Here is a 22,333-nt window from a genome sequence, read left to right as displayed (position 1 = left end):
CGATGTCGCCTCGCGTCCTCGTCGTCACCGTCACCTACGCGTCGTCAGAGGTCCTCCCCGCGTTCCTGGCGTCACTGAGCGGGGCAGGCGCGTCGATCGCCGAGACTGTGGTGGTGGAGAACTCCTCCCCCGATGCCGCGGTGACCCGGGAGCTCGCCCTCGCCGCCGGGGCCCGTTTCGTCGACGCCGGCGGCAACAGAGGCTACGGCGGCGGCGTCGCCGCCGCGCTCGCCACGATCGAGGACGAGTACGACTACCTGCTCGTCGTCAATCCGGACGTCGTCTTCGCCGAGGGCGCCGTCGACCGGCTCGTCCGCGCAGCGGAGGAGATGCCGGGAGGCGGATCGTTCGGGCCGCGGATCCTGACGGCCGAAGGCGATGTGTACCCGTCGGCCCGCCGGCTGCCCTCGCTGCGCACCGGCATCGCGCACGGCCTCTTCGGTCGGGTCTGGCCGTCGAACCCCTGGTCGGTCGCGTATCGCGCCGAAGGACAGACGGACCGCCGCCGCGCCGCCGGATGGCTCTCCGGCGCCTGCGTCCTCATCCGCACGACCGCCTGGCGCGAGGTCGGCGGATTCGACCTCGGCTACTTCATGTACTTCGAAGACGTCGACCTGGGCGACCGCCTCGGCAGGGCGGGATGGCGGAACATCTACGTGCCGGATGCCGTCATCACGCACACGGGCGCCCACTCGGCCTCCCGCGAGGTCAAGCGGATGGAGCGCGCGCACCACGACAGCGCCTACCGCTACCTCTCCCGTCGCTACTCGGCCTGGTACTTCGCTCCATTGCGCCTGGCGCTGCGCCTCGGGCTCTGGGGGCGGCTCTGGTGGATCTCCCGCTGAGACCCCTGCGCCGCTAGCGGATCACGGGGAGCACGGCACGATCGCGCCGACGTCCGACGTCAGCACGGACGTGCCGCCCAGGAGCACGATCTTCTTGACCCCCATGCTCGCCAGGGTGTTGCCGATGCTGCGGGGCACGCAACCACCCTGGACGACGAAGAGCGGCGCTCCCTGGGCCCCGGCCGCAGCGGCACCCGAGAGCGCGTCGGGGAAGCTCCATCCCGTGGCGAGGTAGGCCGTCTGGGCGGTCTTGTACGCCGCGGCGTTCAGGACCTGGCTGGTCTGGAACCGGTCCGCGCCGCCGAGCCGCGTGACGGACCTGCCCATCCCGGTCAGCTCGGTCTGCATCCCGTCCGGCACGACGCTCGTCCCGCCGACGAGGACGAGGGTGGAGATCGGCCTGCCCGCGAGGTAGGTCTTGGTCGCCGGGTCGAGAGCGGGGCTCCGGCCGTCGACGAGGATCACGGGGCGCTTCGACGACCCGGCGGCGGAGCTCGCGGAGAGCGCGTCGGGGAAGCTCAGCCCGGAGGCCAGGTACGCTCCGGTCGCACCGGGGAACGCGAAGTCGGCGACCTTCCTCGAGGTCTCGAAACGGTCGGCTCCCGCGACGCGGACGACCAGGGTCTGGAGCGATCCGATCGCGCTGAGGACGCCGTCGCTGACCGCTGCGGGGCCGCCGACGACGATCACGCTCTTCGGCGCGAGCCGCTTCAGCTCGGTGGCCACCGACGCCGGGAGCTGATTCTGCCCGACGAGGAGGAGCGGCGCCTTCTGAGCGGCCGCGGCCGGCGCCGCCGAGATGGCGTCCGCGAAGTCGACCCCGGAGGCGATGTAGACCGTGCCGCCCGTCGTGGACGGGTAGGTGGCCTGCGACACGGCGGCCGAGGTCGCGAACCGGTCGGCGCCCTGGAGCCGCGCGGTGGTGGGGGCTCCCCCGATGGCCGACGAGTAGAAGGCGCTGAGGCAGCCGAGCGGAGTGCTCCCCGCGCCGTTGCCCGGCGAGGGCAGCGCGGTGACGCACGCGTAGTACTGCCCGTCGCCGCTGCGGGGGATGCTGACGGAGAAGCCGTGGGCGTTGCCCGCGCCCGGGTACGCGGCGCCGACGTCGGGCCGGTCCAGGTTGGCCGTCACGGTCCGGCTCGCGAGGCCGGCGGGGGTGTTGTACGTCACGAGGACGTCGATCGACGTGCGCATGAGGGACTTGTCGAGCGCCCAGCCGCGGACGTCGAACGTCGAGGCGGACAGGCTCGCCTGGTCGAAGCTGCCGATCGGCGCTGCACCGCCGGTGGTCGGGCCGAACCAGTCGGAGTACAGGCGCCAGAAGTTGCGGTTGCCGTAGGCGGAGCAGGAGTCTCCTGTGCCGTAGAGGTTCGCGAGCGCTGCGGCGTTCGGCTGGTAGGGCGTGTAGTAGTAGAGGGCCGCCGTCGCGGCGTTGCGGATCAGCACCGGGCTGGAGCCGCAGGACGCGGTGGGACTGTACCGGATGGCACTCGTCGCGCCGACCGGGTACCACGTGAAGCTGTTGCTCGTCCCCGGCGGGTTGCCGTAGCGCTTGAACTGCCAGGCCGCCATGTACACCTGGTTGTAGAAGCCGTAGTAGAGGGTGTTGCACGCCGCCGTGTCCGGACAGGCGTATCCCGTCGCCTTGAGGAACTGGCCGGTCGACGGCCAGTCGTCGGTGACCAGGCTCTGCTCCTTCTCGAGCAGGACGAGGAGGACCTTCTGGCTGATGCCGCAGGCCGCCCCCACCCGCGCGATGATGGTCGCCGCGGACTCCCCCGCCGCACCGGTGTATGGCGTGCACATCGCGTCGCCCGGACGGCTGACCGTGTTCTCGCGGTAGTCCTTCAGGCAGGTGTAACCGGCCCGGCAGGTGGGGACCTGCGCGTTCAGGAAGCCCTGGATGGTCGCGGCGTCGAGCGCCTGGCCGTTGTAGAAGTTGAAGTCGCTGATGATGTAGCCGGGATCCCAGGACGACGCCACGGCCGTCTTCACGATGCCGCTCGGACTCTCGCGCACCGCGGCAGGCGGAGCAGCCGACGCCGCCCCCGCTGCCAGGACGTCGCCGCAGACGAGCGCCACGACCATCGCGACGACGGCGTACAGCGGCGGGAGTCTGAGCGTCTTCACAGGAACCGACCCTAGCCGCTGCAGACCGTGAGAGCGGCGACCGACCCACCGAGGGCTGCCGCGCCGCCGACGAGCACGAGGCCGGTCGCGCCGAGGCGGCCGACCTCGGTCACCACGGTCTGGGGGATGCAGGTGGCCGGCCCGATGTACAGCGGGTGCCGGCTCACCCCCGCGAGCGCCGATCCGGAGAGCGCGTCCGGGAACGTGGCGGAGGACGCCAGGTAGAGCTGCGTGCTGGAGGCGAACGCGTTCTGGTTGACCGCCTGCGCCGTCGCGAAGCGATCGGCGCCCTGGAGCCGCTGGACCGTTCCGAGCCCGCTCAGCGACGATGCGTACTGATCCGAGATCGCAGCGGTGCCGCCGACGATGTCGAGCGTCGACGCGTGCAGGCCGCTGACGAGCTGCGCGGTGGCGGAGTCGACGGTGCCGACGCCCGGCACCAGGACCACCGGGGAGGTTGCGCTGCCCGCGGCCGCCCCGGACGACAGCGCGTCGGGGAAGTTGCCGCCGGAGGCGAAGTAGACCTTGCCCGCGGAGCCGAACGCCTGCTGCACGATCGCCCGGGAGGTCTCGTACCGGTCGGCGCCCCACACCCGCTGCACCCGCGGAGCGAGCTGCTGGAGCTGGGCGAAGACGCCGTCGGAGACGGCCGCGGTGCCGCCGACCACGATGATCCTGGGCGGCGCCAGCCGCTGGATCTCGGAGGAGACCGACGACGGCAGCTCGGTCGTCCCGGTCAGCAGCAGCGGGCCGCCGAGCTTGACCGCGGCCGGCCCGGCGCTCAGCGCGTCCGGGAAGGTCATCCCGCTCGCGACGACGACGACCAGCGCGGAGCCGGGATTCGGGTACGCCTGCTTGGACACCTGCACCGATGTGTCGAAGCGGTCGCTGCCGGAGATCCTGCTCACGGCCGGCGCGGCGACCAGAGTGACCGTACCGCTGGTGACCGGCGACTTCGAGTAGGCGCCCCAGGTCGCCCGGATGCGGTAGCTGTGCGTGCCGACGGCGGGCGACGGCACCGACCAGGCGCCGCTGGAGTCCGGGTTGGTGGTCGCGCTCGGCCCCTGCGCGTCCGTCCGGCCGTCCCAGTAGACGGCCACCGTGGTCTGCGGGTCCGCCCCGGCGACCGTGCCGGTGAAGGCGCTGCCCGTGAAGTACGCGCCGCCGCTCGGCACCGCGGTCGTGGGCGTCGAGACGCCGACTCCGAGCTCCCAGTCGGGCTGCATGCTGGTCACGCTCGGCTGCGCGGCGGCGGATACCATCGGGAAGAACACGCCGATCTCGCCGCTGCCGCAGCTCGTGCTCTGCGAGCTCCCCGAGGTGGTGCCGAGAGCGAACGAGCCGACGAGAGCCGCTCCTCCGCTGTCGCCTTCGATGACACAGGCGCTCGTCACGACGGCGTTGACGTTCTGGCCTCCGACGGTCACCGGGGTGTCGACGGCGAGGATGGTTCCGCAGGTCCAGCCGCTGCTCGACCCGGACTTGCACATCGGGGCGCCCGCCACTCCGGCGGTGTCGCCGCGCACGGCGAGCTGGCTCGCTTCGGGCGCGCTGGCGCCGCCGCCCCAGGTGGAGACCGCCGGGCCGGACGAATAGGCCGGGTTCGTGACGTTGACGCGCGCCGTGTCGGAGCCGCCGCCGTACTGGACGGTCCCCGCGACGTTCCCGAGCTGTGGGCCCCAGTACGCGTTGGGGTCGCTCGGCATCGCCTGCTGGATGCCGCTGACGCTGCCGGAGTAGCCCGCGACGCAGTGCCCTGCCGTCACGAAGTCCACCCGCTGCGCGGGGCCGACGCCGTTGAAGCCGATGGAGCAGCGGATCCCGGTGTTCCCGGTCAGGTACCCCCAGGCCGTCCCACCCACCGCGTTGCTGTTGGCGGCGGAGAAGTCGCGGTGCGCATACTTCGACGGCGGAGCCTGGCCGACCGTCACCTGCGCGCCGGTCGACTGCGCCACCGCGACATCGGCGGCGGAAGTCACCCGCAAGCTCAGCCGTGTGCCGTCCAGCTGGGCGTCGGCGACGTGGACGCCCTCGGCCTTCAGCTTCGCCACGAGACGCCCCGCGTCCTGCGCGGCCGCGGCACGGCTCAGGTAGTCGGTCGGGGTCAGCCCGAGATCGCGCTGGACCGCGTCGGCCAGGCCGCGCGGAAGCTCGGCCGCCGGGCCGGCGAAGCGCGACGGCGCGTAGTCGCCCATGTGCCCGACAGGGGTTCCGTGGCTCGGCGGTTCGGCAGCGGACGCTGCGGGAGCTGCTGCCGAAAAGACGCCGACCGCAAGGGCGACGACCGCGAGCGCGGCCGATGCCGCTCTGACGCTGACCATCTGGTGGAGTCCCCTTTCGACAGACGCTCTCCACCCTAACCTCGGGCGTCGACCGGATCGAGGGGTCCCTCTAGCCCCGATAGGGGGCCACGGCGATGCTCGCTCAGCGATCCAGGAGCGTGTTCAGGTACCGGCCGTAGCCGCTCTTGACCAGCGGGCCGGCGAGTTCTGCGAGTCGCTCGTCGTCGATCCAGCCGGCGCGCCAGGCGACCTCCTCGACGCAGCCGACCTTGAAGCCCTGCCGGTCCTCGATGACGCGCACGTACTCCGACGCCTGCATCATCGACTCGAAGGTCCCGGTGTCGAGCCACGCGGTTCCCCGGTCCAGGACCTGCACCTGCAGCTTGCCCGCCTGGAGGTAGCGCTCGTTGACCGTGGAGATCTCCAGCTCACCGCGCGCGCTCGGCTCGATGGTCTTCGCGATCTCGACCACGGAGTTGTCGTAGAAGTAGAGGCCGGGCACCGCGTACTTGCTCTTCGGCTTGACCGGCTTCTCCTCGATGGAGAGCGCGGTGAAGTTGTCGTCGAACTCGACGACGCCGTAAGCCGTCGGGTCGCTGACCTGGTAGGCGAAGATCAGGGCGCCGTCGATGTCGGCGTGCTGGCGCAGCGACGAGCCCAGGCCGGTGCCGTGGAAGATGTTGTCGCCGAGGACGAGCGCGACCGACTCCTCGCCGATGAACTCCTCGCCGATGATGAACGCCTGCGCGAGTCCGTCGGGCGAGGGCTGCACCGCGTACTCCAGCCGGATGCCGAGCTGCGAGCCGTCGCCGAAGAGGGCGCGGAACTGCTCGTTGTACTCCGGGGTGGTGATGATCAGGATCTCGTTGATCCCCGCCATCATCAGCGTCGACAGCGGGTAGTAGACCATCGGCTTGTCGTAGATGGGCATGAGCTGCTTCGAGATGCCCTTGGTGATGGGCCACAGCCGGGTGCCGGAGCCGCCGGCGAGGATGATTCCGCGCATGAGGTAGTGGTCGTCCTTACTTCTCGTCCAGCGAAGCGTAGAAGGCGCGTGCAGCGTCCCAGGTGGGAAGCAGCCCGCTCTCCTTCGCCTGCAGGAGGCCGGGGGCGTCGGTGTCCTTGGCGGACAGCAGGAGCTCGTCCGCCGGCACGGGGAACTCGAGGGCGATGTCGCCGTCCAGCGGGTTGATCCCGTGCTCACGTCCCGGATTGTAGACGTCGGTCACGAGGTAGCTCACGGTCGCGTCGTCGGTCAGCGCCACGAAGCAGTGCCCGAGGCCCTCCGCGACGTAGATCGACCGGCGGTCGGTGTCGTCCAGGAGCACCGAGTCCCACTGGCCGAAGGTCGGCGAACCGACGCGGATGTCGATCACGAAGTCGAGCACGGCGCCCCGGTTGGCGCTCACGTACTTGGCCTGGCTCGGCGGGATGTCGGCGAAGTGGATGCCGCGGACCGAGCCGCGGCGCGACACCGAGGTGTTGCCCTGCTTGAGGTCGAGCGAGTGCCCCACCGCCTCCTCGAGGCGGTCGAACCGGTACCACTCCATGAAGACGCCGCGGTCGTCGCGGTGCTGCTGGGGGGTGATCTCGTAGGCGTCCGGGATGTTGAGTTCTCGAATCTGCACCCGGGGAGTCTACTGGCAGATGCTGAGCGCCCCCACCGCGTCGGTCAGCGACGCCGTGCCGCCGAGCAGGCCGATCGACGACGACCGCAGCGACAGCTCCGCCGCACCCGAGATGACGCAGTCCGCCGGGGTGACCAGGAGCGGGCTCCCGATCCGGCCGGCGTACGCCGCCCCGGACAGGGCGTCGGGGAAGACCGCGGCCGACGCGTAGAGCGTCTTCGCGGTCGCGGACGGGAACGCGTCGGCGTTGACCGCGAGGCTCGTGCGGAACCGGTCGGCGCCGGCCACGCGGGTGACCGTGAACCCGGCCGAGCTGAGCCCGGAGGCGTAGGAGTCGTGGATGACCGCGGTGCCGCCGATCAGCTTGACGTTCGTCACGCTCATGCTGTGCAGGGTGTCGATGATCGCCGCGTCCGGCGCGTCGCCGCCGACGAGGATCACCGGCAGGTGCTGGGCCCCGGCAGCGGCGCCCGCGGACAGGGCGTCGGGGAAGTTCATCCCCGAGGCGAGGTAGGCCGTGGAGACGGTCGGGTACGCGTTGGAGGCGATGTCCCGCGACGTCTCGAAGCGGTCGGCTCCGGCGATGCGGGTGACCGTCGCGCCGGGCACGGCCGCTCCGAGCGCCGCCACGACTCCGTCGGTGACCGAAGCCGGTCCGCCCGCCACGTAGATCGTCTGGGGGTTCAGCCGCTGGAGCTCCGAGGAGACGGACGCGGGGAGCGTGTCCGACCCGGTCAGGAGGAGCGGTCCGTTCATGGCGACCGCAGCGGGGGCCGCGGCGAGCGCATCCGGGAACGTGTAGCCGCTGGCGATGTAGGCCGCCTGGATGCCGGCGCCGGGCGTCGGGAACGCGGCCTGCGAGATCGCGACGGAGGTGGCGAACCGGTCGGCGCCGGACAGCCGGCTGATCGCCGGGACGGAGCCCGCAGTCGACGGGCCGTCGTACCAGGCGTTGAAGAGGTACCAGAAGTTGCGGATGCCGTACTCGGAGCAGGCGTCGCCTTCACCCGGGTAGTTCGCCAGGGAGGCGGCGTTCGGGGTGTAGGGCGTGTAGGTGTAGAGCGCTGAGGTGGCCTTGTTCTGGATGGCGATCTGCTTCGTGCCGCAGCTCGACGTGGTGCTGTAGAGCACCGGGCTGACCTTGCCGACCGGGTAGTTGTTGAAGGTCGCCGTGTCGACGCCGTACTCCTTGAGCTGCCAGGCAGCGCCGTAGACCTGGTTGAAGAACCCGGTCGACGTGGGCGAGGAGTCGCAGGACGGGTCCGCACCCTTGTCAGGACAGTTCCAGCCCGTGGCGTGGTCGTACATCCACTGCGTAGGCGATCCCGTCGAGACGAGCCCCTCCTCCTTCTGGATCATCGCGATCAGGACCACCGGGTTGATGCCGCAAGCCAGGCCGACGCCGGAGATGATCTGCGCGGCGGTCGCGTTCGTGACGCCGGTGTAGGCATTGCACGCCGCGCCGCCGGCCTTCGAGGGCGTCGTCGTCGTGAACACGTTGAGGCACGGCGAGCCGTCGCTCCCCGTCACACACCCGTTGTTCGTCGCCTTCATGTCGAGGAACGACTGGATACGCGTCTGATTCCACGCGCTCCCGTTGTAGAACACGGCGTCGCTGATCAGGTCGCCGTCCACGAACTTCGACAGATCCGCGTCCGCGGCCGACGACGGCGAGAACGAGTCGCGAAGCCCCTCCTCCAGGTTCTTCTGGAGCTGCGCGGCGCTCGGCTGATCGAACCCTCCGCCGCCGCTTCCGCCCCCGGCGTCGTTCGCGGCCGTGGCCGGAACAGCCGTGCCCACGGCGACCGCGAGCGCGATGACGGACGTGACGATGAGCCGGACCGCAGTCCGTTTCCCCCCAGAGACCATCTCCGCAGGATATCGGTCGTCAGCGGTCTCCCGTCAACGACCCGGTAGAATCGGCGGCGGACATTTTCCGATCTCCCAAGGCAGGTCATACCCCCTATGAAGATTCTCGTCACCGGCGGCGCCGGTTTCATCGGCTCCAACTTCGTCCGCCGCACGCTCCAGGACGCCTACCCGGGCCTGGAGGGCGCCGAGGTCGTCGTCCTCGACGCGCTGACCTATTCGGGCAACCTGGCGAACCTCGCCCCGGTCGCGGACTCCCCGCGCTACACCTTCGTCAAGGGCGACATCCGCGACGGCGGCCTGCTCGACGAGCTGTTCCCGACGATCGACGCCGTGGTGCACTTCGCCGCCGAGTCGCACGTCGACCGCTCGGTGCGCGACGCGTCGATCTTCGTGGAGACCAACGTCCTCGGCACGCAGCAGCTGCTCGACGCCGCGCTGCGCAACAAGGTCGAGCGCTTCGTGCACGTGTCCACCGACGAGGTCTACGGCTCGATCGCGGAGGGCTCGTGGGCGGAGGACCGCCCGCTGGAGCCGAACTCGCCGTACTCGGCGTCGAAGGCCGGCAGCGACCTCCTCGCCCGCAGCTACTTCCGCACGCACGGCCTCAACCTGTCGATCACGCGCTGCTCGAACAACTACGGCCCGTACCACTTCCCCGAGAAGGTCATCCCGCTCTTCGTCACCAACCTGATCGACGACAAGCACGTCCCGCTGTACGGCGAGGGAAACAACATCCGCGACTGGCTGCACGTCGACGACCACACCCGCGGCATCGCGATGGTGCTCGTGAACGGCCGCGCGGGCGAGATCTACAACATCGGCGGCGGCACCGAGCTCACCAACAAGGAGCTCACCCAGCTGCTGCTCGACGCCACCGGCAAGGACTGGTCGTACGTCGACCGCGTCGCCGACCGCCTCGGCCACGACCTGCGCTACTCCGTCGACATCTCCAAGATCCAGAACGAGCTCGGCTACGAGCCGCTGGTCCCGTTCCAGCAGGGCCTCGCCGACGTCGTCCAGTGGTACCGCGACAACCGCGACTGGTGGGAGCCCCTCAAGGCCCGCGCCGCGCTGGACAACTGATGCGCGTCCTCGTCGCCGGAGCGAACGGACAGCTCGGCCAGGACCTGCAGTCGGCGCTGGCCGCACACGGGCACGAGGTGACGGCCCTCGGCCGCGCCGGGCTCGACGTGACCGACCGTGAGGCGGCCGTCGCCGCGGCCGCCGGCCACGACGCCGTCGTCAACGCCTCCGCCTACACCAAGGTGGACGACGCCGAGACGCACGAGGACGAGGCGTACGCGATCAACGCGCTCGGCACGGAGAACCTGGCCGTCGCCGCCGCGCGGGCCGGCGCCCGGTACGTGACCGTCTCCACCGACTACGTGTTCGACGGCCACGCGACCGAGCCGTACGCCGAGGACACCGTGCGCGACCCGATCAACGCCTACGGCCGCACCAAGGCGGCCGGCGAGGAGCTCGCGCTCGCCGCCCACCCGGACGGCACCTACGTCGTGCGCACCGCGTGGCTCTACGGAGCGGGCGGCCCGAACTTCGCCAAGACCATGGTGAAGCTCGCCGGCAGCCACGAGACCGTGAGCGTCGTCGCCGACCAGCTCGGCCAGCCGACGTGGACCGGCGACCTGGCCGAACAGATCGTCGCGCTGCTGGAATCCGACGCCCCCGCCGGGGTCTACCACGGCACGAACTCGGGCCAGGCGAGCTGGTTCGAGTTCGCGAAGGCGGTCTTCAGCGCGGCCGGATTGAACCCTGATAGGGTCACACCGACCGACAGCGCGACGTTCGTCCGTCCCGCACCCCGACCGTCCTATTCCGTGCTCGCGCACGGCGCCTGGGCGAAGGCCGGACTGGCGCCGATGCGGTCGTGGAGGCCGCCCTGGCAGACGCCGCACGGCAGGGAGTCCTGGACCTGGAGACGAATGACGACACTCAGCGTGGTGGTCGATGAGCTCACCTCGGCCGAGACCGGCGGAGCCCGCCGGTACACCGAGGAGCTGACCCGCCAGCTGATCGCCACCGCACCCGCCGGCTGCGAGGTGCGCGCGTACGTGTCCAACGTCCCCGACGAGCAGCTCGACGAGCTGCGCGCGGCCCTTCCCGGCCTCGCCGACCTGGTGCGGCTGCCGCTCGCCCGCCGCGAGCTCTCGCTCGCGTGGCAGTCGGGCATAGCCGTGGGCGGCGTGCGCGGGATGCTGCACGCGCCGAGCCTCCTCGCTCCGCTGCGCAAGCACGACACCCTGAACGACGGCGACCAGGTCGCCGTGACGATCCACGACACCCTCGCCTGGACGCATCCCGAGTCGCTCGGCACCGCGTCGGTGATGTGGACGAAGTCGATGGCCAAGCGCGCCCGCAAGCACGCCGACGCGATCGTCGTCCCCACCCACGCGGTGGCGAACAGCCTCGCGGGCTCCCTCGACTTCGGCGACCGCATCCGGGTCATCGGCGGCGCCCCCGCCACGACGCTGCGGCTCCCGGCCGACGCCGACGAGCGCGCCGCCCGGCTCGGCCTGCCGCCGGTCTACGCGTTCACGCTCGGCTCGATCATGCCCCGCAAGGGCATCGCGCCGCTGATCCGCGCCATCGCGCGGCCCGAAGCGCACGACATCCCGCTGCTCATCGCCGGCCCCGACCGCTACGGCGACGGCACGGCGACCGGTGTGGCCGCCGCCGCCGGCCTGCCGGAGGACCGCGTGCGCGCGCTCGGCCGCCTGGACGACGCCGACCTCGCGGTCGTGCTCGACCGGGCGACGCTGTTCGTCTACCCGAGCCTCGCCGAGGGCTTCGGCCTGCCGATCGTGGAGGCCTTCAAGTTCGGCCTCCCGGTCATCCACTCCGACGACCCCGCCCTGGTGGAGGTCGCCGCCGGCGCGAGCCTGGTCGTGGAGCGGCCGGCCTCCGCCGAGGACGACGCCGGCTACAGCGAGCGCCTGGCCGGCGCGATCGGCCGCGTGCTCGACGAGGAGGAGCTGCGGAGCCGCCTCGGTGTCCTCGCCTCCGACCGCGCCCGCGCGTTCAGCTGGCGCGACTCCGCCGAGCGCGTCTGGCAGCTGCACGCCGACCTCTGAGGCTCACCGGGCGGCAACGTCCTCGCGAGCCTTCTCGGACTCCCGGTTCTCCTCCTCGGGGCCGAACCACGCGCGGTAGCGCGCCGACGCCCACTCGCCCGCCGCCTTCGACCAGCCGTGGCTGCGCTTCTCGATCAGCCAGGTGAAGCCGACCGCGACCAGCGTCGCCAGCGGGAGGGCGAACAGCAGCGGCACGTACCAGGCCTGCCCGGCGAACAGGTACGTGCTGAACAGGATGATCGGCACGTGCACCAGGTACAGGCTGAACGAGATCGCGCCGAGGAACTGCAGGGGACGCGACTCGAACACCACGCGCAGCGGCGTCCAGCCGATCGCGGCGACCACGAGCCCGGCGGCCGCCAGCGGGAGGAGCCCCTTCAGGACGTTGTCGAGCTCCGGGATGCTGCCGACGCCCGGGCCGATCAGCCACGGCGCGATGAGCAGCAGGGCGCTGCCGACCGTGAGCCCGGCCCACAGCGGGTGCCGGAACCAGCGGGTGTTGATCCGTGAGGCGGCGTCGCGGACCACGTCGAGCCGCACGGCGATGATCGCCCCGACGAAGAACGCCGGGAAGTACTGCAGCTCCCCGACCCGGCGTGCGCGCCCAGCCAGGTCAGCGCGCAGGCCAGCGCCAGGCCGCCGATCCACCACTTGCGCACGGCGAGCGCCGCGATCGCGAACACGGGCAGCAGCAGTGAGAACGCGAGCTCCCAGCGCAGCGACCACAGCGGGTTGTTGATCTGGCCGTCGCCGCCGAGCAGGTCGATCGCCTTGACGATGTACTCCCACGAGAAGTTCGGGGTCGAGGAGTTGCTCAGCCACGTCCCGCTCGGCTGGGTGCTGACCTGCGGGATGGCGGCCACCCACGCCGCGGCGAGCACGACCGACGCCGCGACCGGCACCATCAGCCGCACCACGCGGCGCGGGAAGTAGGCGACCCAGTCGAAGCCGCGCCGGCGCACCACGGGCAGCGTCACCACCAGCCCGGACAGCACGAAGAACACGATCACCGACTCCACGCCGGCGGAGGCCAGCTTGAGCGGCGTGTAGCTGATCCACCACATGAAGGAGCCGGCGGGCGCGTGGCCGCCGCCCGGGGCGCCGGGGAACTCCGGGTTGGTGTAAAGGGCGTGGTGGAATACGACGACGACAGCCGCGAGCCCCCGGAGCCCGTCGAGGGCTGTCAGGCGTGCACTGCTGTTCGTTCGCGTCTTCTGGTCCACTCCTCCACCTGTACCCGTCATAGGCGGGCGACGGTACCGGCGGGCGCTGGGTGGTTCCTGTGACCTGTTCAGGGGTCAGCTGGAAGGCGTGGTCAGACGATCAGGTCGCGCGCGAGGGCGGATTCGATGAACGGAGCCAGCGATCTCGCGTACGTCTGCGTCAGGTGCTGCCGGTCCTTGTAGACGATCACGCCGCCGATCACGACGGGGCACTCGGCGGGGGTGCAGAGGTACGGACTGAGGTCGATCACCATCACCCCGGGAACACTCTTCGCGGCGTCGAGCAGCGGTTGCGGCCTCCCGTCGAGCGCCGTCGACCGCGGCCCCGCGCACGCATTCGACCGATCCTCGGGATGGGCGGCGACGCAGTCGGGCACGTCCTGCGGCTCGTACGGCGTGTCGGCCACCGCGACGACCTTCGCCCCGTCGTGGATGAACGCCTCCATGGCCGCTCGATGCGCCGCGACCTGGCTCTCGAAGGACGCCTGCGACAGGCCCGCCTCGGCGTACCCGGCCGGAACGAGCGCCGCGTCGATCACCGCCGCCGGGGCGAGCGCGGCGATGCTCCGCATGGAGCCCGCCACCCACGCGGCGCAGGACGCGTCCACGACGCCGTCCGACGAGATCACCGGGGAGTCGGCCATCGGGCACGAGGGGTGCACGTAGGTCACCAGCCTCAGATGCCGGGACCGGGCGATGTCGTCGAGCGGGGCGACCCACTGACGCGCGTGGGAGTCGCCGACCACGGCGATCGACTCCGCGCCCTTCGGGTCCCCGTACAGGCAGGCCTTGCCGTCGGAGATCTGCTCGAGCACCCTGCCGCCTGCGCAGATGCCGCTCTCGATCCCGTGGGCGTCGTTCTTCGCGAACGCCGGATCCACCGGTGGGGCCTTGGCCGGGTCGCAGTGCGCGTCCGGCCGCATCGACATCGCCCCGAAGCATCCGGAGTGCGTCTTCAGCTCGGCCAGCGCGGCGGCCGCCTCCGCCCGGGTGTCCGCCCGTGCCGTGGCGGTGAAGCCGGTCGCGACCACCAGGACGGCCACCACCCCCACCCACGCCGTTCCGAGCGTGATGGCGTGCTGATACCGGTGCTTGATACCGAGGAAGGGGTCCTCGACGAAGTACTTCGACCCCGCGGCGAGCAGGAGCGAGAAGGCGATCAGTGTCAGCGTCTGCGGGAGGACCGGCTTGTGGCCGACCACGAAGGGGAACAGCACGAGCACCGGCCAGTGCCACAGATAGAGCGAGTAGGACACCCCGCCCAGCCATTGCACCGGTCGCAGCCGGTAGAGGGCGCCGAGGGCAGTGGACGGCATCCCGGCCCAGAGCACCAGCAGAGTGCCCACGACGGGGATCGCCGCGTACAGTCCGGGGAACGGCAGCTGGCCGTTCATGAGGAGCCCGCACGACCCGATCACGGCCATGCCGGCGAAGGAGACGCCGGTGCGCACGCCGACGGGCGCCCGCCAGCCGAGGCTTGCCAGCAGGCTTCCTGCGGCGAACTCCCACGCCCGCGTGCCCGTCGAGAAGTAGGCGACCGCGTGGTCGTTCGCGGTGAGCACGATCGAGTAGCAGAGCGATCCTGCGAAGATCGCCGCGAGGCACCAGCCGGCCGCCGCGCGCCAGCGCGTGCGGAAGACGACGATGGTGAGGAAGAGCAGCAGCGGCATCACCAGGTAGAACTGCTCCTCGACCGAGAGCGTCCAGAAGTGCTGCACCGGGGAGGCCTGGTTGTTCGCCGCCAGGTAGTCGACCGAGTTGGCCGCGAGCAGCCAGTTCTGCACGTAGAGGGTCGCGGCGACGACTTCGCTGTAGAACTGGTCCCACAGGTGGCGGGGTACCCAGACCGCGATCGCCAGCGACACCGAGACGGTCACGAGCAGCGAGGCCGGCAGGAGGCGTTTGGCCCGCCGGAGCAGGAACCGCCCGTAGCGGATGCGCCCGGTGCGACCGGCCTCCCGGAGCAGGTTCCCGGTGATCAGGAAGCCGCTGATGACGAAGAAGACGTCGACCCCCACGAAGCCGCCGGGCAACCGGGTCGGGAAGAAGTGGAAGATCACCACGAGCCCGACGGCGATGGCGCGCAACGCCTGGATCTCCGGGCGCATCCGGCGCGCACTGGTGCGGGGCGAGGCGCTCACCGGCTCCCCTTCCGCGTCCGTGCCGAGGACCGCGGTCCAGTCTATGAAACGCCGCGCGAGGGGAACGCCACCACGGCGGCCCCAATGGGAGGGGCTATCAGGGCGCCGACGGCTTCGCCGTCGAGGGTGTCAGCGCCGTCTTCACCAGCTGATGGATCTGCGTGTAGTCCGGCTTCGTCGGGTCGATCGCGGGAGGCACGAGCTCCAGTTTGTCGACCGGCTGCGCGCGCGTCTTCATGCCGAGGTCGACGAAGTAGCCGAGCATCGACTGCGGGATGTCGGTCTTCATCACCTGCGCGCCGGCGTGGGCGATGTCCTGGAACTTGGTGACGACGTTGAGCGGGTTGAACTGTTTGAGGATCGCGTCCTGCAGCTGCCGCTGGCGCGCCATCCGGTCGTAGTCGCTGGTGCCGTGCCTGGCCCGCGCGTACCACTGGGCGTGGTAGCCGTCCATGTGGTGCTTGCCGGGCTGGATCCACTCCACGACGCCGTTGAGGTTCTCGTCGCCGCCGATCGGCACCTTCTCGGTGACTGTGATGTCCACCCCGCCGAGCGCGTCGATCAGGTCGGCGAAGCCCTGCATGTCGATGAGCACGTAGTACTGGATGGTCAGCCCGGTCGCGCCCTCCAGCGCGTCGCGCATCGCCTCGATGCCCGGCTCGCTCTGCTGCTTCTTCGCGTTCGGGTACAGGTCCGATTTGTAGAGTTCGACCTCGGTGTAGATGGAGTTGAGCTGGCAGACGTCCACATCGCATTTGTCGTGGTAGCCGTAGCCGTCCGGGTAGACGGTCCGCAGCGGCGAGGTCGCGGAGAACGGCACCGGGTTCAGGTCGCGCGGCAGGCCGATCGTGACCGCCTTCCCCGTGCTCGCGTCGATGCTGACGATCGACATGCTGTCCGGGCGCAGCCCCTGCCGGTCGGGCCCGGCGTCGCCGCCGAGCAGCATGATGTTGTAGCGGCCGTCCACCGGCGCGACGGGGGCGCCGTCTGCGAAGATGTCGCCGAGCGCGCCGCGCGCGGAGCCCGCGACCGCGGAGCCGTAGGCCGCGGTGCCGGCCAGCCCGACCAGCACCAGGACGGAAAAGGCGGCGATCCAGCCGCGCATCTTCGCCCGCGCCTTGATCAGCCGGACGAGCCGCAGCGTGTCGAGGGTGAGCACCACCCACAGCACGGCGTACGCGATGAGCAGGATCTGGACGAGGGTGAGACTCCCGGCCTGGGTCGCGAACGTGTACAGCGACGATGGAGACGCGATCACCAGGATCAGAGCCGCGAGCCCGAGCACCCACAGCGCCAGGGTCGCATAGATCCCCACGCGCCCGAGGGTGCGGTTGCCCGCGACGAGCTGGGGCGTTCCGGGGAGCAGGATGTTGAGGCCGACGAGCCACCATCCGCGCGCAGTCATCTCCCCCGGCGACGACGCGTCGGGGTTCCGCAGCGGGGTCCGCGAACTCATAGCCGCGACTGCAGCGCCCGGTTCTTCTCCTCCACGCTCGCCTCGAGGTCGGCGGCGAAGCGCGCAAGAGCGGCTGACAGCTCCGGGTCGGAGGTGGCGAGGATCTTGACGGCGAGCAGCCCGGCGTTGCGGGCGCCGCCGATGGAGACGGTCGCGACGGGGACGCCGGCGGGCATCTGCACGATCGACAGCAGCGAGTCCAGGCCGTCCAGCCGGGCGAGCGGCACCGGCACGCCGACGACGGGGAGGGTGGTGACGGCCGCGATCATCCCGGGCAGGTGCGCGGCGCCGCCGGCCCCGGCGATGATGACGCGCACGCCCCGGTCGGCGGCCTCCTTGCCGAAGGCGATCATCTTCTCGGGAGTGCGGTGCGCGGAGACGACCTCCACCTCGTGCGCCACACCGAACTCGGTAAGCGCCTTCGAGGCCTCCTCCATCACCGACCAGTCGGAGTCGGAGCCCATGATCACGGACACGACGGGCTGGGACTGTGCGGGCATGCGACCCAGGATAGGTGCGGCACGCGGGGTGGGTGGGTTAGGCCCGCCGCGAGGGACGGAGATTCGGGTGGAATCCGGGCTCAGCCTTCGAAGAAGGAGGCCGCGGCACGGGCGCGGTAGGCCACGTCGTCCAGGTCGTCGCCGCTCACGGTGACGTGCCCGACCTTCCGGCCCGGCCGGGGGCCTTGCCGTAGCCGTGGAATTTGGCCTCCGGATGCGCCGCCAGCGCCGCCGGGTAGCGGTCCTGCAGCGTGCCCTCGGCCGGACCGCCGAGGATGTTGACCATCACCGACCACTCCTCGCGCGGCGCGGTCGAGCCGAGCGGGAGGTCGAGGACCGCGCGCAGGTGCTGCTCGAACTGGCCCGTGACCGCGCCCTCGATCGACCAGTGGCCGCTGTTGTGCGGGCGCATGGCCAGCTCGTTGATCAGCACCCGGCCGTCGGTGGTCTCGAACAGCTCCACCGCGAGCACACCGGTGACGCCGAGACCCTCGGCGACGTGACGGGCGATGTCGGCGGAGGCCTGCGCCACGCGGCCGACCGAGCCGGGCGCCGGGGCGATCACCTCGGCGCAGACGCCGTCGCGCTGCACCGTCTCCACGACCGGCCACGCGGCGATCTCGCCGGACGGGCGGCGTGCGACGAGCTGCGCCAGCTCGCGGCGGAAGTCCACCAGCTCCTCGACCAGCAGCGCGCCGCCGCGGCCGTCCTCGGCGAGCGCGAGGAACCAGTCGTCGGCGCCGGAGGCTTCCGACACCACGCGGACACCCTTGCCGTCGTAGCCGCCGCGCGCCGTCTTCACGACCGCGCGGCCGCCGTGGTCGGCGAGGAACACGCCGAGCTCGTCGGCGGACTCCACCGCCGCCCAGTCCGGCACCGGGAGGCCCAGCTCGCTGAGCTTGGCGCGCATCTGCAGCTTGTCCTGCGCGTAGAGGAGCGCGTCGGGGCCGGGGTGCACCGGGATGCCGCGGCCGACCAGCTCACGCAGGATCGCCGGAGGCACATGCTCGTGGTCGAAGGTCACGACGTCCACAGTCTCGGCGAACGCGAGCACCGTGTCGAGGTCGCGGTAGTCGCCGACGCCGGTCGCGGCCAGGTCGGCGCTCATCCCCTCGGCCTCCTCCAGCACGCGGATGTCGATGCCGAGCTCCACCGCGGGAGGGATCATCATCCTGGCCAGCTGTCCGCCGCCGATCACACCGACTTTGTTCCTGGCCATCTCCGATGTCTCTCCTCGATACTCTTCACACGGTGCGCGGGCAACTCCCAGATACCGGACACCCGGGCCGCGTAATGTGGCGAACGCACTCCTATCTTCCCGCATAGCCAGGCTGGAGCATGACGACCGAGACGACCACAGCGCACCGCACGGGGCGCTTCCTCCCGCAGCTGATCAAGTTCGGCGCGGTGGGAGCTGTCGGCTTCGGGGTCAACCTCGTCGTCTTCAACGTGATGCTGCTGATCGTGCTGCGCAACGTGGAGCACCGGACGATCTACGCGACGATCATCGCGACGGTCATCGCCATCCTGACGAACTGGATCGGCAACCGCTACTGGGCGTTCTCCGGCCAGCGCCAGGACAACGCCGCCCGCGAGGGCGTCGAGTTCTTCGCCGTCAGCCTCGCCACCGGCACCGGCATCCCGCTGCTGTGCGTGTGGGTGTCGCACTACCTGCTCGGCATGGTGGGCCCGGTCGCCGACAACATCTCGGCGAACGTCGTCGGCCTCGCGGTCGGCATGCTGTTCCGCTTCGCGCTCTACCGCTGGTGGGTGTTCTCCCCGGTGCGCGCCGCGAAGGCGAAGGCGAAGACCGTGACCACCACGGCCGTCGTCACGCCGGAGCCGGCCAACACGACGGGCTCGACGCTAGCGCGAACCCCAGACAGTGGTCTCGTCGGAGACTGACTCCGACTGCTGCCTGCGCACCGCCACGACGGTCTGCGTGCGCTCCATCAGCTCGCTCAGCGCGCGCTGCACCTGATCGGCCTTCGGCACGTCCCGCAGCACGACCGGGTGGTCGAGGCCGGAGTTGATCAGCACGTCCCCCGAGCGGAACATGCTCTGCAGCCACGAGCGCCGCACCGCGACGTCGTAGCCGCGGCTGTGCAGCAGCTCCTGGCGCACGCGCACGAAGAAGCCGTGCCGGATGATCAGCCGGCGCGTCGTGATCGTGTAGCGCCGGCTCAGCCAGACGGCGAGCGGGAGCAGGAACAGCAGGAGGACGACGGCCGCCGCCGCGCTCCACAGCAGCACGACCTCCCACACCTCGGAGATGCGTCCGGCGAAGAAGCCGACGCCGCCTGCCGCGGCGATCAGGGCGAGGCTCGGCCAGAACATCGCGCGCGCGTTCGACCGCAGGCGGGCGATGACCCGCTCGGGAGGTGGCGCGGGCGTACCCTCCGGCGTGCTGCTCATGTATCCCATTAATACCGCAGGTGCGTCACGTCGCCCGCCGCCACCGCCGTCGGACCGTCATCCGAGTCCACGATCAGCCGTCCGGACTCGTCGATCGACGTCGCCGTGCCCAGCAGCACGTCGCCGCCGGGGAGCTCGACGCGCACCGAGCGGCCGATGGTGTGGCAGGCCTCCACGACCTCGTCGCGCAGGGCGCTGCGCACCGGGTCGCCGCCGGCGGCCACGAACTCGCGGTAGAGCACGCTGAGCTGGGTGAGGTACGCGGCGAGCACGGCGTCAGGGTCGACGTCCGTCGCGCCGGCCAGGGCGAGCGAGGTGGAGGTCGGGGTCGGCAGCTCGTCGTGCTCCAGCGTCAGGTTCACCCCGGCGCCGACGATCACGCCGTCCATTCCCGGCAGCAGCTCCGACAGGATGCCGCACACCTTGGCCTCGTCGATCAGCACGTCGTTCGGCCACTTGACGGCGACCTCCCGGCTCGTGAAGCCCGCGAGCGCGCGGCTCATCGCGACCCCGGCGAGCAGCGGGAACCAGCCGAGCGCCTCCGGGGCGAGGCCCTCCGGGCGCAGCAGCACCGAGATGGCCAGGGCCTTGCCGGGGGCGAGACCCAGACCCGGCCGAGGCGGCCGCGTCCTCCCGTCTGGTTGTCGGTGACGACGACGGCGAGGTCGGGCAGGTCACCGGCGCGCGCCTGCAGCACGTCGTTGGTGGACGCCGCCTCCGGCAGCACCTCGAGGACGGGGACGACAGCTCGGCTGCGACGGAAGCTCATTGCTCGATTCTGCCAGCGAACGCCCTCGGATTTGTAGGAATCCGTAGACGGCATCGCTATTCGGCTGGAAGGTAGAGTGAACGGCGTGACCGACACCGAAGCACGTCAGACCCCCGATCCCTTCACGACCGCCGGCAAGCTCGCCGACCTCAAGGAGCGGTTCCACGAGGCCGTGACCGCGAGCGGCCAGGCCGCGATCGAGAAGCAGCACGCGAAGGGAAAGCTGACCGCCCGCGAGCGCATCGACCTGCTCCTCGACCACGGGTCGTTCGTGGAGTTCGACGAGTTCGTCCGCCACCGCACCCACGCGTTCGGCATGGAGGCCAAGCGGCCGTACGGCGACGCGGTGGTCACCGGCGTCGGCACCATCCACGGCCGCAACGTCGCGGTCTTCAGCCAGGACTTCACCATCTTCGGCGGCAGCCTCGGCGAGGTCGCCGGCGAGAAGATCATCAAGGTCATGGACCACGCGCTCAAGACCGGCGTGCCGATGATCGGCATCCTCGACTCCGGCGGCGCGCGCATCCAGGAGGGTGTCGTCGCGCTCGGCAAGTACGGCGAGATCTTCCGCCGCAACACCGCCGCCTCCGGCGTCATCCCGCAGATCTCGATCGTGATGGGCCCGGCGGCCGGCGGCGCGGTCTACTCCCCGCGCTCACCGACTTCGTGATCATGGTCGACAAGTCGAGCCACATGTTCGTCACCGGCCCCGACGTGATCAAGACCGTCACCGGCGAGGACGTCGGCTTCGAGGAGCTCGGCGGCGCGCTCACCCACAACAAGATCTCCGGCGTCTCGCACTACCTCGCCAGCGACGAGGAGGACGCTCTCGACTACGCGCGCACCCTGCTCAGCTACCTGCCGCAGAACAACCTGGCGGAGCTGCCGGTGTTCGAGGCGGAGCCGGAGCTGGAGATCACCGACGCCGACCGCCGGCTCGACACGATCATCCCGGACTCCCCCAACCAGCCGTACGACGTGACCACGATCATCGAGGGGATCGTCGACGACGGCGAGTTCCTGGAGATCCAGCCGCTGTTCGCGCCCAACATCGTGATCGGCTTCGCCCGCGTGGAGGGCCGCTCGGTCGGCATCGTCGCCAACCAGCCCAGCTCGATGGCCGGTACGCTCAACATCGACGCGGGCGAGAAGGCGTCGCGCTTCGTCCGCTTCTGCGACGCGTTCAGCATCCCGATCCTCACCCTGGTGGACGTGCCCGGCTACCTGCCCGGCACCGACCAGGAGTGGACCGGCGTCATCCGGCGCGGCGCGAAGCTGCTGTACGCCTACGCGGAGGCCACCGTGCCGCTGGTGACGATCATCACCCGCAAGGCCTACGGCGGCGCCTACATCGTCATGGGCTCCAAGCAGCTCGGCGCCGACATGAACCTCGCCTGGCCGACGGCGGAGATCGCGGTCATGGGCGGCCAGGGCGCGGTCAACATCCTGTACCGCGGCGAGATCAAGCGCGCGGAGGAGGCCGGCGAGGACGTCGCCGCCGTGCGCGCCCGGCTCGCGAGCGAGTACACGTACAACGTCGCCAGCCCGTTCCTCGCCGCCGAGCGCGGCGAGCTGGACGGGGTGATCCAGCCGGCCGCCACGCGCATCTCGGTCATCAAGGCGCTGCGGGCGCTGCGCACCAAGCGTGCGTCGCTGCCGCCGAAGAAGCACGGGAACATCCCGCTGTGAGCGGCGCGCACGCAGCGTCGGCCGGGCCGTCCCCGCTCGACCCGTCGCAGCTGCGATTCCTCACGAAGGGCGTGACCCCGGAGGAGATCGCGGCCGTCACCGCCGTGCTCGCGACGGCCGCGGCGGAGGCCGCTGCGGCGGCACGGGACGCCCGGCCGCAGCGCGGACCGGACGGCTGGGAGCGCACCCAGCGCGGCCTCCGGAATCCGCTCACGCCCGGTCCCGGTGTGTGGCGCTCGTTCTCGGGCTGACGTCCGGCGGGCGTACCCCGAAATCGGTTTTGTACCCCGGCCG

At 71.0% G+C, this 22,333-nt stretch carries 18 protein-coding genes and 3 pseudogenes; 7 read left to right on the top strand and 14 right to left on the bottom strand.

What is annotated here, in order from left to right; all coding sequences use genetic code 11:
- Nucleotides 1-2 precede the first annotated feature (2 nt).
- On the top strand, nt 3-845 hold the full coding sequence (locus ACQ86L_RS18605) for a glycosyltransferase (RefSeq protein WP_434316711.1): 843 nt from the start codon (nt 3-5) through the stop codon (nt 843-845).
- 21 nt (nt 846-866) lie between these two features.
- Here ACQ86L_RS18605 and ACQ86L_RS18600 read toward each other — a convergent pair whose 3' ends face one another.
- From ACQ86L_RS18600 to ACQ86L_RS18580, 5 genes are all read right to left on the bottom strand, one after another.
- Nucleotides 867-2,975, bottom strand: coding sequence for a cell wall-binding repeat-containing protein (locus tag ACQ86L_RS18600; RefSeq protein ID WP_434316710.1), 2,109 nt, complete (start codon nt 2,973-2,975; stop codon nt 867-869).
- Between the two features lie 11 nt (nt 2,976-2,986).
- The gene (locus ACQ86L_RS18595) at nt 2,987-5,296 is read right to left on the bottom strand and encodes a cell wall-binding repeat-containing protein (RefSeq protein ID WP_434316709.1); all 2,310 of its coding nucleotides are present in this window, start codon (nt 5,294-5,296) and stop codon (nt 2,987-2,989) included.
- Between the two features lie 103 nt (nt 5,297-5,399).
- The gene (gene rfbA, locus ACQ86L_RS18590) at nt 5,400-6,263 is read right to left on the bottom strand and encodes a glucose-1-phosphate thymidylyltransferase RfbA (protein ID WP_434316708.1); all 864 of its coding nucleotides are present in this window, start codon (nt 6,261-6,263) and stop codon (nt 5,400-5,402) included.
- Between the two features lie 16 nt (nt 6,264-6,279).
- Nucleotides 6,280-6,885, bottom strand: a complete 606-nt coding sequence (locus ACQ86L_RS18585) for a dTDP-4-dehydrorhamnose 3,5-epimerase family protein (protein ID WP_434316707.1) — start codon at nt 6,883-6,885, stop codon at nt 6,280-6,282.
- Nucleotides 6,886-6,894: 9 nt separating this feature from the next.
- Nucleotides 6,895-8,754: a cell wall-binding repeat-containing protein gene (locus ACQ86L_RS18580; protein ID WP_434316706.1), complete on the bottom strand. Its 1,860-nt coding sequence runs from the start codon at nt 8,752-8,754 to the stop codon at nt 6,895-6,897.
- Nucleotides 8,755-8,850: 96 nt separating this feature from the next.
- Here ACQ86L_RS18580 and rfbB point away from each other — a divergent pair, with 96 nt between their 5' ends.
- The 3 genes and pseudogenes from rfbB to ACQ86L_RS18565 all read left to right on the top strand — a co-directional run bounded on the left by rfbB (nt 8,851) and on the right by ACQ86L_RS18565 (nt 11,846).
- Nucleotides 8,851-9,840, top strand: coding sequence for a dTDP-glucose 4,6-dehydratase (rfbB, locus tag ACQ86L_RS18575; RefSeq protein WP_434316705.1), 990 nt, complete (start codon nt 8,851-8,853; stop codon nt 9,838-9,840).
- Nucleotides 9,840-10,592, top strand: a pseudogene (rfbD, locus tag ACQ86L_RS18570) (dTDP-4-dehydrorhamnose reductase); the annotation flags it as partial. The gene rfbB and the pseudogene rfbD, both read left to right, overlap by 1 nt.
- Nucleotides 10,593-10,697: 105 nt before the next feature.
- Nucleotides 10,698-11,846, top strand: coding sequence for a glycosyltransferase family 4 protein (locus ACQ86L_RS18565; protein ID WP_434318925.1), 1,149 nt, complete (start codon nt 10,698-10,700; stop codon nt 11,844-11,846).
- A gap of 3 nt (nt 11,847-11,849) precedes the next feature.
- Here ACQ86L_RS18565 and ACQ86L_RS18560 read toward each other — a convergent pair whose 3' ends face one another.
- The 6 genes and pseudogenes from ACQ86L_RS18560 to ACQ86L_RS18535 form a co-directional block, all read right to left on the bottom strand.
- Complete coding sequence (locus ACQ86L_RS18560; protein ID WP_434316704.1) at nt 11,850-12,374, bottom strand: acyltransferase family protein; 525 nt, start codon at nt 12,372-12,374, stop codon at nt 11,850-11,852.
- Nucleotides 12,269-13,069 (bottom strand): acyltransferase family protein, encoded by an 801-nt coding sequence (locus ACQ86L_RS18555; protein ID WP_434316703.1) that lies wholly within the window; start codon nt 13,067-13,069, stop codon nt 12,269-12,271. Before ACQ86L_RS18555 ends, ACQ86L_RS18560 begins: the two co-directional genes overlap by 106 nt.
- A gap of 92 nt (nt 13,070-13,161) precedes the next feature.
- On the bottom strand, nt 13,162-15,210 hold the full coding sequence (locus ACQ86L_RS18550) for an acyltransferase family protein (protein WP_434316702.1): 2,049 nt from the start codon (nt 15,208-15,210) through the stop codon (nt 13,162-13,164).
- A 97-nt stretch (nt 15,211-15,307) separates the two neighbouring features.
- Entirely contained in the window at nt 15,308-16,666 is a 1,359-nt protein-coding gene (locus tag ACQ86L_RS18545; protein ID WP_434316701.1) for an LCP family protein, read from the bottom strand.
- Nucleotides 16,663-17,166 (bottom strand): 5-(carboxyamino)imidazole ribonucleotide mutase, encoded by a 504-nt coding sequence (purE, locus tag ACQ86L_RS18540; protein WP_434316700.1) that lies wholly within the window; start codon nt 17,164-17,166, stop codon nt 16,663-16,665. Before purE ends, ACQ86L_RS18545 begins: the two co-directional genes overlap by 4 nt.
- 80 nt (nt 17,167-17,246) lie before the next feature.
- Nucleotides 17,247-18,385, bottom strand: a pseudogene (locus ACQ86L_RS18535) (5-(carboxyamino)imidazole ribonucleotide synthase).
- Nucleotides 18,386-18,504: 119 nt separating this feature from the next.
- Here ACQ86L_RS18535 and ACQ86L_RS18530 point away from each other — a divergent pair.
- Complete coding sequence (locus ACQ86L_RS18530) at nt 18,505-19,071, top strand: GtrA family protein (RefSeq protein ID WP_434316699.1); 567 nt, start codon at nt 18,505-18,507, stop codon at nt 19,069-19,071.
- Here ACQ86L_RS18530 and ACQ86L_RS18525 read toward each other — a convergent pair.
- From ACQ86L_RS18525 to ACQ86L_RS18515, 3 genes are read right to left on the bottom strand one after another with little or no spacing between them, the layout of a single operon-like run.
- Nucleotides 19,033-19,581, bottom strand: coding sequence for a PH domain-containing protein (locus tag ACQ86L_RS18525; RefSeq protein ID WP_434316698.1), 549 nt, complete (start codon nt 19,579-19,581; stop codon nt 19,033-19,035). The genes ACQ86L_RS18530 and ACQ86L_RS18525 overlap by 39 nt on opposite strands.
- An 8-nt stretch (nt 19,582-19,589) precedes the next feature.
- Nucleotides 19,590-20,165, bottom strand: coding sequence for a biotin--[acetyl-CoA-carboxylase] ligase (locus ACQ86L_RS18520; RefSeq protein ID WP_434318924.1), 576 nt, complete (start codon nt 20,163-20,165; stop codon nt 19,590-19,592).
- Nucleotides 20,081-20,350 (bottom strand): hypothetical protein, encoded by a 270-nt coding sequence (locus ACQ86L_RS18515; protein ID WP_434316697.1) that lies wholly within the window; start codon nt 20,348-20,350, stop codon nt 20,081-20,083. Before ACQ86L_RS18515 ends, ACQ86L_RS18520 begins: the two co-directional genes overlap by 85 nt.
- A gap of 76 nt (nt 20,351-20,426) precedes the next feature.
- Between ACQ86L_RS18515 and ACQ86L_RS18510 the strand changes: the two are divergent.
- A pseudogene (locus tag ACQ86L_RS18510) lies at nt 20,427-22,039 on the top strand (acyl-CoA carboxylase subunit beta).
- Nucleotides 22,036-22,290, top strand: coding sequence for an acyl-CoA carboxylase epsilon subunit (locus ACQ86L_RS18505; RefSeq protein WP_434316696.1), 255 nt, complete (start codon nt 22,036-22,038; stop codon nt 22,288-22,290). The pseudogene ACQ86L_RS18510 and the gene ACQ86L_RS18505 overlap by 4 nt, the downstream one beginning before the upstream one ends.
- Nucleotides 22,291-22,333: the final 43 nt, after the last annotated feature.

It is taken from the genome of Leifsonia sp. P73 (assembly GCF_051059105.1).
GTDB lineage: Bacteria > Actinomycetota > Actinomycetes > Actinomycetales > Microbacteriaceae > Leifsonia.
The sequence above is the reverse complement of the archived record's forward strand: the minus strand, read 5'-3'. Positions and strand labels throughout refer to the sequence as shown.